The 11,278-nt window shown below is 72.2% G+C and carries 12 protein-coding genes; 6 read left to right on the top strand and 6 right to left on the bottom strand.

Annotated features, from left to right (window positions below):
• Positions 1-246: 246 nt before the first annotated feature.
• Complete coding sequence (locus ACFZAM_RS15135; protein ID WP_391046140.1) at positions 247-921, bottom strand: HSP18 transcriptional regulator; 675 nt, start codon at positions 919-921, stop codon at positions 247-249.
• A gap of 141 nt (positions 922-1,062) precedes the next feature.
• Here ACFZAM_RS15135 and ACFZAM_RS15130 point away from each other — a divergent pair, with 141 nt between their 5' ends.
• Complete coding sequence (locus ACFZAM_RS15130; RefSeq protein WP_391046138.1) at positions 1,063-1,494, top strand: Hsp20 family protein; 432 nt, start codon at positions 1,063-1,065, stop codon at positions 1,492-1,494.
• Positions 1,495-1,646: 152 nt separating this feature from the next.
• Positions 1,647-2,081: a DUF2267 domain-containing protein gene (locus tag ACFZAM_RS15125; protein WP_391046135.1), complete on the top strand. Its 435-nt coding sequence runs from the start codon at positions 1,647-1,649 to the stop codon at positions 2,079-2,081.
• Here ACFZAM_RS15125 and ACFZAM_RS15120 read toward each other — a convergent pair.
• On the bottom strand, positions 2,036-3,280 hold the full coding sequence (locus ACFZAM_RS15120) for a SpoIIE family protein phosphatase (RefSeq protein ID WP_391046133.1): 1,245 nt from the start codon (positions 3,278-3,280) through the stop codon (positions 2,036-2,038). The genes ACFZAM_RS15125 and ACFZAM_RS15120 overlap by 46 nt on opposite strands.
• Before the next feature lie 367 nt (positions 3,281-3,647).
• A complete protein-coding gene (locus ACFZAM_RS15115; RefSeq protein WP_391046130.1) occupies positions 3,648-3,980 on the bottom strand; it encodes a MerR family transcriptional regulator in 333 nt (110 codons plus the stop codon).
• Positions 3,981-4,697: 717 nt separating this feature from the next.
• Between ACFZAM_RS15115 and ACFZAM_RS15110 the strand changes: the two genes are divergently transcribed.
• Both ACFZAM_RS15110 and ACFZAM_RS15105 read left to right on the top strand, forming a co-directional pair.
• The gene (locus tag ACFZAM_RS15110) at positions 4,698-5,711 is read left to right on the top strand and encodes a dihydroxyacetone kinase subunit DhaK (protein WP_355342599.1); all 1,014 of its coding nucleotides are present in this window, start codon (positions 4,698-4,700) and stop codon (positions 5,709-5,711) included.
• Between the two features lie 35 nt (positions 5,712-5,746).
• Entirely contained in the window at positions 5,747-6,493 is a 747-nt protein-coding gene (locus ACFZAM_RS15105) for a DAK2 domain-containing protein (protein WP_391046127.1), read from the top strand.
• A gap of 130 nt (positions 6,494-6,623) precedes the next feature.
• Here ACFZAM_RS15105 and ACFZAM_RS15100 read toward each other — a convergent pair whose 3' ends face one another.
• Both ACFZAM_RS15100 and ACFZAM_RS15095 read right to left on the bottom strand, forming a co-directional pair.
• The gene (locus tag ACFZAM_RS15100; protein WP_355342593.1) at positions 6,624-7,316 is read right to left on the bottom strand and encodes an HAD family phosphatase; all 693 of its coding nucleotides are present in this window, start codon (positions 7,314-7,316) and stop codon (positions 6,624-6,626) included.
• A 161-nt stretch (positions 7,317-7,477) separates the two neighbouring features.
• Positions 7,478-8,443, bottom strand: coding sequence for a ScbA/BarX family gamma-butyrolactone biosynthesis protein (locus ACFZAM_RS15095; protein WP_391046124.1), 966 nt, complete (start codon positions 8,441-8,443; stop codon positions 7,478-7,480).
• Positions 8,444-8,554: 111 nt separating this feature from the next.
• Between ACFZAM_RS15095 and ACFZAM_RS15090 the strand changes: the two genes are divergently transcribed.
• Both ACFZAM_RS15090 and ACFZAM_RS15085 read left to right on the top strand, forming a co-directional pair.
• Positions 8,555-9,214, top strand: a complete 660-nt coding sequence (locus ACFZAM_RS15090; RefSeq protein WP_355342587.1) for a ScbR family autoregulator-binding transcription factor — start codon at positions 8,555-8,557, stop codon at positions 9,212-9,214.
• A gap of 255 nt (positions 9,215-9,469) precedes the next feature.
• Positions 9,470-9,784: a hypothetical protein gene (locus ACFZAM_RS15085; protein ID WP_355342584.1), complete on the top strand. Its 315-nt coding sequence runs from the start codon at positions 9,470-9,472 to the stop codon at positions 9,782-9,784.
• 65 nt (positions 9,785-9,849) lie between these two features.
• Here the strand turns inward: ACFZAM_RS15085 and ACFZAM_RS15080 are convergent, their stop codons facing one another.
• Complete coding sequence (locus tag ACFZAM_RS15080; protein WP_391046121.1) at positions 9,850-11,115, bottom strand: chloride channel protein; 1,266 nt, start codon at positions 11,113-11,115, stop codon at positions 9,850-9,852.
• Positions 11,116-11,278: the final 163 nt, after the last annotated feature.

Raw genomic sequence — 11,278 nt, 5'->3', positions numbered from 1 at the left:
GCGTACGGAGCGCCCAGCGGATCAGCGCGTGCCGTGCCGGGGAACGGACGGCTGAAGCTCGACGGATTCCTCGGCCTACGGCATGACTGGGCACCTCAGAAGAGACCGGCCCCCGTTATGCGGCTGCCCAGCCAGCGAATTCAAAACCTCGAACGCCGCCGGGTCCGCGCGCTGCCCGGTCGGAGCCCGTCCGGCGGTCGGCCGGGCCGGAACGCGGCGGGCGAGACCGCCTGGCCGGAGGTGTGACTACGGGGTGTGCGGCGGTCGCCCCGCGGGGTTGCGGAGCTGGTGGGTGTGTTCGGTGACGGTGTGGACGCGGTCGGCGAGGTCGGGGTGGCCCGCTTGGAGGTGGGCGTGAGTGGCGGTGAGCGGGGTGATGAGCGCGGCGGCGTCGTCGGCGGCCAGGGCGGTGTCGAGGTGGCCGAGGGCGGTGTCGGCGGCGGTCGGCAGGTCGGTGAGCTGGGTGATCTGGCCGGCGAGTCTGCGCAGGTCGGCGGCGTTGGTGCGGGCCCAGGCGTCGACGGTTCTGTCGGCGGCGCGGCGGTTGCGGGTGGCGTTGACCCTTTCCTCGCCGGTGGAGCCGGCCGGGCCGGGGCGCAGGCGCAGGTAGCGGCGCTCGGCGGCCTGGCGGCTGGAGACACCGAGGGGCGCGGCGAGGTCGGCCCAGCTGGCACCGGCCGCCCGCGCGGTCTCGATCAGGCCGGTTTCCCAGCCGGCGAGTTGTTCGCGGATCTCGCGCAGGAGCAGGAGCGAGGCGAGTACGTGCCGGGGGTCGGCCGCAGCGGCCGACGGCTGGTCGGGTGCCGGGCCGCGGGCGTCGCGGACGGCCGCGTCGATGGTTTCCAGTGCCGCCGCGGCGGCGGGGAAGGTGGCCGCGGCGGGCGGTGGCGACGGTGTCGGGGCGGGCTGGTCGGCTGTCATGGCGCCTCCTCCGGGCTGTCACCCAGGGGTGTCACCCTCAGGGTGACATCAATGTTTGTCATCGGATGGATGACATGCTACAACAGAGGGCAGGTGAACGACACCGGCGCCAAGCGCCCGACTTCCTGGAGGTGTTCCGCGATGCTGATGCGTACCGACCCTTTCCGTGAACTGGACCGACTCACCGAGCAGCTCCTGCGCCCCGGCACCTGGTCGAGGCCCGCCGCGATGCCGATGGACGCCTACCGCGACGGCGAGCAGTACGTGGTGTCCTTCGACATCCCCGGGGTCTCGCCGGACGCGATCGACATCGACGTCGAGCGCAACATGCTGACGGTGAAGGCCGAGCGCAGGCCCGCCCCGCACGACGAGGGCGTGCAGATGGATCTGTCCGAGCGGCCGCTGGGGGTCTTCTCCCGCCAGATCGTGCTGGCCGACTCCCTGGACACCGAGCAGATCCAGGCCGACTACGAGGCCGGGGTGCTGACGCTGCGCATCCCGATCGCCGAGCGGGCCAAGCCCCGCAAGATCGCCGTCGGCGCGGGCGACAACCGCCGGCAGATCGCCGGCTGACCCCCCGCCGCCCGCGGTACCGCGCGGCGAAGGACGCGAACCCGTCGGCACCCTCCTTCGCCGCCGACCGACATCTCCTCCACCCCACCCGGCGGCCGGCCCCGCTCACCGGGCCCGGCCGCCGCCCGAAACGGAAGGCCACCGCCGCAGCCATGCACGCCCAGTCCGAACAGCGCCGGACCGCGTCGGCGCTCACCTACGACCAGATGCTGGAAACCGTCCGTTACGACGGCGCCTACCCCACCCGCGAACGCGCAGAGCAGGCCGTCCACGCCGTGCTCGCGGCCCTGGGAAGCCAGCTCGGCGACGACCCGCGCACGGCACTCGCCGCCCATCTGCCCCGTCAGGCCGCTGACATCCTCACCGCCCAGGCGCCCACCGCGCAGCCCCGCACCGGCTGGAGCTTCGTCCAGGACATCGCGGCCCGCACCGGCGTCACCCCCGCCGTCGCCCGCTGGGACACCGGCGCCGTCCTGAGCACCGTCGCCGCCCTCCTGCCCGGCGACCTGCTCACCCGCACCATCAACGAACTCCCCGCCGGCTACGCCCTGCTGTTCGGCCGCGCAGAACTCGCCCGAGCCGCCTGACCCCCCGTCGCGCCGTCCGGGCCGTGCCATTCGCAGAACAGGACGGTGGCGTCGTCCTCGAGGCGTCCGTGGTGGTACTCCATGACGGTGCGCATCAGGCGGCGCAGCGTCTCGTCGACGGGAAGGTTGTCCGCGTGGTGGCGGGTGATGAAGTCGGTGAAACGCTCCACACCGAATTCCCGGCCGTCGCTGTCGCGGGCCTCGGTGATGCCGTCGGTGAACAGCAGCAGCCGGTCTCCGGGCTCCAACTGCTCGGTGCGCTGCTCGACCGGCAGGTTGAATCCGCTGCCCATCGGCCCGGCCGGAGGGCAGTACAGGGTGCTGGACCACCGGCCCCCGCGGATCAGTACCGGTAGCAGGTGGCCCCGGTTGACCCAGCTGAACTTGCCGGTGTCCAGTTCCAGGTCCGCCAGGACGCCGGTGGCGTACCGGGTGTGTCCGAACTGCCCGACCAGCGTGTCTTCGATGGCTCTGCTGGCGTCGGGAATGGTGGCGCCGGCGCGGCGGTGGCTGCGGCAGGTGGACATCGCCAGAGCGGCGGTCAGTCCGGCGGACGTGTCGTGGCCCATGGCGTCGAAGATCGCCAGGTGCAGGATGTCGTCCGCCAGCGCGTACTCGAAGGCGTCCCCGGCCACCTCGTAGGCCGGTTCCATGAAGGCGCTGACCGTGGCCCGCTGGTCGGAGAAGGTCCGTGGCGGCATCAGCGCCCATTGGAGTTCGGCGGGCACGCCCATCGGCCGGGTGCGGGTCAGCCGGGCGTGGGAGTCGCTGTTGGCCCGCTTGGAGACCAGCAGCAGTCCGGCCATCGACGCCAGCGCCAGCGCCACCTCACCGTCGGGCGTGCCCGTGTCGTCGGGGCCGGGCTCGACGTGCAGGACGCCCAGACGTTCCGTGCCGTCCCGCACCGGCATCCAGCACGCCCCGCCGGACGCCGGGGCGGTGACCTGTGTGATCTGGTAGGCGCGACCGGGCAACGTGCCCTCGATCCGGTGCTCCTCGCCGCCTTCGCCGGCGTTCAGGCCGGTCCCGGTCACCTCGCGCAGTACCTCTTCCTGGAGATCCGCCACGAAGAGCCGGGCCCCGCCCGCGCCGGCCTGCTTGGCCGCGGTGTCCAGCAGACGCGGCAACCGCTCGAACGGCGCCGTATGGCTGGCCTCCAGCAACCCGGCCAGTGCGCGCGCCAGACCGTGCGCGGTCATGCCCACCGCTTCGGACCGGAACGCACCCTGCCGGCATCAGACTCTTCCGCCATGACTCAATCCCCTCACAGCGCGGGACCACGAGGTCGCGCACATCGACCAGCACATGCCACCGGGGACCACAGGGCACACGCCCGAGGGAACGACACCAGCGCGACCACCCCACCCGGCCACTCCGCGGCGGCCGGGACGACGGTCCCCACAACCCTGCCACCCAGGCCCGTCCCCAACAAGCGGCTCCCGCCGGGAGCGGCGAGGACACGGCTCGGGCCTCCGCCGGGAGCACGCGGAATGCCGGGCGATGGCACGTCGGAGTCGTCCTGGGAGCGAGTCGTTCAGGTAGGGAATTGCTGAGGTCGGCAGTCGTTCAGCCGGTGGCCCGGTCGCGGGGCTTGGAGGAACTCAGCTCCTCGTTGATGCGCTGGGCCTCCGCGAGCTGGTCCTCGAGGATGACGATGCGGCACGCCGCCTCGACGGGGGTGCCCTGGTCGACGAGTTCGCGGGCGCGTGCGGCGATGCGCAGTTGGTAGCGGGAGTAGCGGCGGTGTCCGCCCGCGGAGCGCAGCGGGGTGATCAGGCGGGCTTCGCCGATCGCGCGGAGGAAGCCTTGGGTGGTACCGAGTATCTCGGCTGCTCGGCCCATGGTGTACGCGGGGTAGTCGTCGTCGTCGAGTCGGCCGAACGAGTCGTCTGCTGTCATCTCGCCTCTCTGTGGAACGCGCTTGAGGGGCCTTGGTGCCGAACGGCACCAAGGCCCCGAAGGAACTGCTACACCATCTACCGGCTTACGTACTGCGCCGGCTCTCTGTGTCCGCATCGCCACCGGGAGGGGTTTGGCGGCTGATGCGGGGATCGCGGTTGCTTGACCGGAGACCACCTCACTATCGATGTCCTGCGGTACCCGGGCCCGAAAATCCGCCCGGGCGATCCTGATGGCGCTCGGCTCCTCCGTTCTTCCCTCGGGATCAACTCTCTGAATCATCTCTTGGCACTGCGGTACTGCTCGTGGCGGCCCCTGATCACCTCGGGCCACCCGGTCCGGCGGTCAGTCCCATCGCCCGTCTGGCAACAACCCCGGCTCTGGAACTCCACCACCGCACCGTCCTGCGTCCTGCACTTCGCGTACTGCTGCCCGGCAGTTCGTGTCTGCCGGGCCTTGCTGATCTCGGCTACGAGAGAAACCATAACCACGTCACCGCCGAATGTCTACTCCGGCCGACATAGATTCTGCGCGTCCTGAGAGGGAGATAACCTCCGACGGCCACGCGGCACGCCTTATACCCGACCGCCCGCTCGTACGTCCGGTACTTCTGCGACAGCCACTCGTACGTGGGCGGAAAGTTGCCGTTTCGGGTGATACCGAACAGCATGATTACGCAGGAGACCGACCGCGTTCTCCGGAAAGGTCTGGTGCACCATGGGCCTTTACTTCGCGAACGAGATCGACGACCTCGTCGTGGACTCCCTGGCCGGTTTCGAACGGGCGCACGCCGACAGCGTCGCCTGGGACGAGGCGAACGGCTTCGTACGGGCGCTGACCCCGTCGCCCGCGCGGCGCGTGGGCCTGGTGTCCGGTGGCGGCTCGGGGCACGAGCCGCTGCACATCGGCTACGTGGGCGCGGGCATGCTGGACGCCGCCTGTCCCGGCCGCGTCTTCGCCTCGCCGCACAACCGCCAGATCTTCGCCGCCTCGCTCGCCGTGGCGCGGGAGAACGGTGTGCTGCACCTGGTGAAGAACTACACCGGCGACAAGATCAACTTCGGTATCGCCGCCGAACGGCTCGCTCGCGAGGGCGTCGACTGCGCGCGGGTCCTGATCGACGACGACGCCGCCTCGGACTCCGCGGAGGTCGTGAACGGCCGCCGGGGCACCGGCGCGACGGTGCTGGTCGAGAAGATCCTCGGCGCGGCGGCGGACACCGGGATGGGCCTGAAGGACCTGGCCGCCCTGGGCGTGGACGTGGTGGGCCGCTGCCGCAGCATGGCCGTGGCCTCCGCCGCCCACACCGCTCCCGCCACCGGCCTGCCCGCCTTCGACCTGCCGGCCGGCGGTCTCGAGTACGGCGTCGGCATCCATGGTGAACGGGCCCGTCGCACGCTGCGCGAACGCCCGTTGCGCGACCTGGCCGCGGACATGGTCGGCACACTGGCCGACCCCCTGGGCCTGGTCCCCGGCACGTCGGTGATCGTGCTGGTCAACGGCCTCGGCGGCATCACCAGGATGGAGCTGTACGCCGTCCTGCACGAGGTCACCAAGGTGCTCGACGGGCGCGGCGCGGCCGTCGAGCGCACCCTGGTCGGCGACTTCGTCACGGCCCTGGACATGCGCGGCTTCTCGCTGACGTTGCTGGTGGCCGACGCGGACACCCTCGCCTACTACGACGCGCCCGCCCACACCCCCGCCTGGCCCGCGACCGCACCGGTCGTATAGGAACCCCGCGACTCACGAGTTCCCCGGAGGCAGTCATGGCCGCACCGTCCCGCACCGCGTTCACCGATGCCTGGATACGCCGCTTCGCCGCCTCCGCGGAGGCCACCGAGCCCGAACTGACCGCACTGGACCAGCAGGTCGGCGACGGTGACTTCGGCGCGAACCTCGTCGCGGGCCTCCGGGCGACGCTGCGACGTCTCGACGACCCGATCGGCCCGAAGGCGTGGAAGGCCGCCTCGAACGGCGCACCGGAGCGGGTCAGGCCCCCCGAGGCGAGCTGCGCCGGCCCGCTGGACGCCGCCGCGGCCGCTTTCCTCGATGAGGTCGGCGGCACCAGCGGGCCCCTGTTCGGCCTGCTGTTCCATGAGATGGCGGCGGCGCTCGCGGTGAGCGAGGGGGGACCCGACGCCGGAGCGCTGGCCGCCGGTGTCGGCAACGGCCTCGCGGCCATTCAGCGGGTCGGAGAGGCGACCGTTGGCGACAAGACCCTGGTCGACGCGCTCGCCCCGGCCTCCGACGCGCTGACGGCGCAGCCGCCGGGGACCGACCCGGCCACCGCCGTGGCCCACGCGGCGCGGGCCGCGTGGGAAGGCGTCGGCAACACCGCCCGGCTGACGGCCCGGCGCGGCCGCGCGAGCTACCTCGGCGACCGGGCGGCCGGCGTCCCGGACCCGGGCGCGGTGGGGATCGCGCTGCTGTTCTCCTCCGCGCGCGGAACCGTCTCCCGGCTGGGCCCGCTGCTCGCGGCGGCGGGGGACGTACCGGAGGAACAGAGTGCCTGACCGGCCACGCGGCTGACGGACGACCGGCGGACCCGGCGGGTGACCCGCGGGCGGACGGGGCAGCGGGGGAGTGGGCCGGTCCGTCCGGAGGACACGGGGCGGGAGACCCGCCGGTCCGCGGCGGGTCGGATCAGACCGGCAGCCGCTGGGCCATCCGGCGCGTCGCCCACTCGAAGATGCCCGGCTCGTCGAGCGTCGCGACCCACAGGTCGACCCGCGCCGCGATGTCCTCGCCCGGCCAGGGGCCGACGCCGACGACGCGCAGGCCGCCGCGTACGGCCGCCTCCACCCCGCAGGCGGAGTCCTCGACCGCCAGTGTGTCGCCCGGCGCGGCGCCGCAGAGCCGGGCCGCGGTCAGGTAGACGTCCGGGTGGGGCTTGGGCCGGTTGTCCTCGTCGGCGACCACGATGTGGTCGAAGTGGTCCCGGAGCCCGGCGTGGTCGAGGCAGGTCTCCACGACGTCCAGGGGACAGTTGCTGGCGACCGCGAGCGGGGCGAACTTGGCGGCCGTCTCCACCAGCTCCCGCGCGCCGCGCATGGTCTGCGGTTCGCGGGCCACCAGCGCGCGGAAGTGGTGCAGCAGGCCGGAGGTGAGCTGGACGCCGAGCTCGGGGCGGCCTGCTTCGTCGGCCATGAGCTGACCGCACTCGGTGAAGTGCAGGCCCTTCGCCCGTTCGGCGAAGCCCTCGGCCGGGGCGACCCCGACATCGTTCATGGCCAGTTCGCGGGCCTGCTGCCAATGGCGTTCGGTGTCCATGAGTGTGCCGTCGCAGTCGAAGACGATGGCCGCGGGTGTCCACGAAAGAATGGGATGAGAGTTCATCGGGGATTTCCTTTTCAGGAATGCCTGAATGTGCCGGCGATGCGACGTCGCATTCCTCGCGGCGGGGTCGGCATACCGGTGAAAGCAGACGGGCGCGGGCCCTCGGCGGACGCGGCCCCGTAAAAGGGCCGTCTGGGAGACCGCCAAGAACATATCGATCGTTACGTTATGGACGTCAACCCAACGTAGTCAAGTGAGTCCTCTGCGTAATCACCCGAGTCGCCGTATCCGAGTACGCCGAAAGCGGCGCGCTCGGCGCCGTTGTGGATGCGGAAGACGCAGGTCCGGTGGTGCGGGACGCACTCCACGCTGGCCCGCGGCGTGAACTCGGCGAACCGCGCCGCCACCAGACGGCCGCACGTCGGATGGAGTAGTACGCCGCCGCTGACCTCGGCGGCTGCCTGCCGCGCCGCCTCCAGGAGCACCATGCCGGGGACGTGGTCGGTCGGGTGGTCGAAGAAGAACGGGTGGCAGGGGTCGGCCGGGTCGATCTCGACCGTGCCGCCGCGGTGGGTGATCAGCACATCTCTGAGGTGGGCGACGGCCAGCGCGGCTGGCGTGGGGCGCCCGTCGGCCGTCGGCGTCGGCTGACGCGCCGTGAGGCGTTCGGCGCGCAGCGCCGCGTATCCGTGAGCGCTCAGGAAACGGGCACCCCCATTGGCCTGCGCGAACGCCCGGCCGTCGGCGAGGTAGGTGACATCGAGCCGCAGGCCGGTGGTGACGCCGTCCGCCCCCTGGCGGCGACCGCCGACCGCGATCCGGCACGTCACCTCGGTGCAGCCGTGGCCCGCCCGCGGCGCGCGTCCGGGCCGCAGGTCGAACGACAGGTCGGTGATGAGCAGGTGGCTGGTGGGCGGGACCCCGTACCAGCGCAGGGGTATGTAGATGCCGAGTTGCCGCAGGGTCTCCACCAGGACCAGTGGGCTGTGCCGGTCGGTCCCGTCGAGGGGGAAGGTCGTATGCGATCGGGGCCAGGCGGCGGCGGCCTCGAACGCGTCGTCCGCCGTCGGCCGTACGTCGGTCAGGAGAACCTCGGCGACGGACGCGCGGTGCACTGTCTCGCGGGGGACCGTCCGGGACCAGGTCAGCGGACGGGCATGACCGCCGACCCCTGTCGGAGAATTCATACCATAAGGAGAACTCACGCCCTGGGGATTTGCACGCGCATTGCTTCGTGGATGTTACGCGGAGGTAGTAGATTGCCTGCTGTTGGTGACGGCGCGGCAGGCGGAGTGAACGTGCAGGAGCGGGCGGAGACGACACGGCGGTTTCTGCTGGAGGCCGCGGCGCGTCTGTTCGACGAACGTGGTTATGCGGGGACGAGTATCAGCGACATCAGCGCGCTGTCCGGCCGCACCAGCGGAGCGATCTACTTTCATTTCGCCAACAAGGAGAAACTCGCGCTGGCCGTCGTCGAGGCGCACTTCGCGACCTGGCCGGAACTGGTCGACCGCGCCCGGACGGCCGACGCGCCCGCGCTGGAGAAACTCGTCGCGCTCAGCTTCACCGTGGCGCGCGCCTTCCGCGACGATGTCGTCGTGCGCGCCGGGTCCCGGCTGTGGATGGAGCGCAAGGCGATCGACGCGAGGCTGCCGACCCCGTTCAGTCCCTGGATCGAGACGGTGACCGCGTTGCTGGAAGAGGCAGGCCGCCGTGGGGAACTGGCCGACGGTGTCGCCCCGGCGGTCGCGGCCCCCGGTGTCGTCTACGCCTTCTTCGGCCTCCACACCGTCTCCGACGCGCTGGACGGCCGCGACCAGATCGAGGAGCGGCTGCACGACCTGTGGGTGCTGCTGCTGGGGGCGCTCCAGCGGGTGCCGGAGGCGGCGGGGCTGCTGGGGCGAGTCAGGAACGGGAAGGCCGAGCCGGTGGGGGAGCGGGTCGCCTCGCCCGCGTAGCGGCGGTGGAGCAGGCGGATTCCGCTGAGCCGGGCCATGGTTCTCCGCACGGTCCCGCGTCCCGCGTCACGCGGGGCCGGGGCCGCGCGTGCGGTGATGCGTACGTTGACCACGGGCCGCCGCGCGGCGACGTCCCGACCGTGATCTGATGGAAGGGCGCTCTCGCCGCCGAGCGCGACCCGCGGGCGAAGAGGTCCGCCGACGGATCGGGCGTCTCGCCCCCCGATCACTTTCCAGCGCCTGAACGAGGCCGCTATGAACCAGCTCCACCACTTCCACATCGAACACGCCGGACACTCGATCAGCGTGGACGTCAGCGGCGGACACCACCGAGAGGTCGAACTCCTCGTCGACGGGCGGGAAGTGGGCCACCGGGAGGACGGGAACGCCGACCGGCTCACGCTCTCCGGGGAACTGCCGGAGGACCCGCCCCGGCCCTTCGCCGTCCGCGTGGAGGGGCGACCGCACCACCGATCCCAGCCTCCGACCTGCACGCTCGTGCTCGCCGGAGACGAATTCCCCGTCCCCGACCGGCCCCCTGTGCGGCGTCCTGACCACCGCGTCCGCTGAGCAGGAGCAGGAGCAGGATTAAGGCCGGAGGCGGAGCCGGAGGGGGAGCAGGACCGGGGCCGGGGTCACGCGGGTCGTCCGGAAAGAACGGGCCCCTGCGGCAGCAGTTCGGCGGCCATGAAGGAGATCACGGAGGCGAGGACGATGACCGGCACGGAGCCGGAGTGGCCGAGCATGATCGCGACCAGTACGACGCTGCTGACCGGCAGCCGCAGCGCCGATGTGGCCGCCGCCGCCATCCCGGCCGCCATCGCGGGTACCAGGCCGAGCCCCGGCAGCGGGGCGAGCAGCGCGCCCGCGGCTCCGCCCAGGAAAAGCGCCGGGAAGACCGGGCCGCCGCGCAGGCTCCCCAGGCACAGGACGTAGGCGGCCCCCTTGAAGACGAGCACCGCCACCAGCGCCCCCACCGACCAGGCATGCGGGTCCTTGGCCAACTGCGACAGCGTCGCCTGGCCCGACAGCGCCGCCTCGGACGGCGAGCGGCCGGTGCTGATCGCGAAGAGCGCGACGCACCCGCCGGCCGCCAGCGCGCAGAGCGTCGTGTGCGGCAGCAGTCGGCCGGACACGAAGACCGCCACGTACCGTCCGCCCACCACGAGTACGTGGACGGCCGCTCCGATGACCAGTCCCATCAGCAGCGACCAGACGACGTCGCCGGTGTCCAGCACGGGAGGGGCGGGCAGACCGACCGCCAGGCTCCCGGTCTTGAAGCCGGTCCACTGGCCGAACCCGCTGAAGATCACCGATCCGATGCCGCTGGCCAGCAGGGCCGGCAGCATCACGGCGAAGAGCTGCGGGCCGCCCACGCCCGCCACCTCCATCAGCAAGATGCCCGCCACCAGGGGGTTGCCGAAGATCGCGGAGATCGCCGCCGCGGAACCGGCGGCACCGAGCAGGGCGGTGCTCTGCGGTGAGGCCGGCGCGCGCGCCAGGTCACGGAAGACCAGGGCCAGCCCACCGCCGAGCGCGATCAGCGGGGCCTCGGGTCCCAGCACCGCGCCCAGCGGCAGGCTGAACAGCGCCGCGATGATCACACCGGGAATCGCTGCCCTCGTTGGCCCACCTGAGTGCAACCCGGCCGCCGGTACGTGTCCGCCGCGGCCGGGCAACCGGCCCGCCACCAGCGGGACGACCAGTCCCGCCAGCGCGAACGCCGGAAAGGGCCACCACCAGGGTGCGTGCGGCCACCCCAGATCCTTGGGCCAGTCCGTCCAGACCAACTGCTCCAACTCGTGCAGCGCCGCGAGGAACCAGAAGGCCAGCGCGGACACCGGAATGCCGATCAGGGCGCAGAAGAGCAGCGCCCGCCGGTAGCCGGGGTCGCGCAACATCGTCCGCAGCCGCTCGGCCTCGGGCGGCTGGGTTCCGGGGGAGGCCCCCGCGGTGGCGGCCTTCGACTCGGCGATAGGTCATCTCCATCGGTCGGCGCGCAGGCGGAACTGCACCCGGGGCAGCGCGAGACTACCCACCCCGACCCCGCCGCCCCCGGTGGCC

It is taken from the genome of Streptomyces sp. NPDC008079 (genome assembly GCF_042957385.1).
Lineage (GTDB): Bacteria > Actinomycetota > Actinomycetes > Streptomycetales > Streptomycetaceae > Actinacidiphila.
This window is presented reverse-complemented; position numbering and strand designations above follow the sequence as displayed.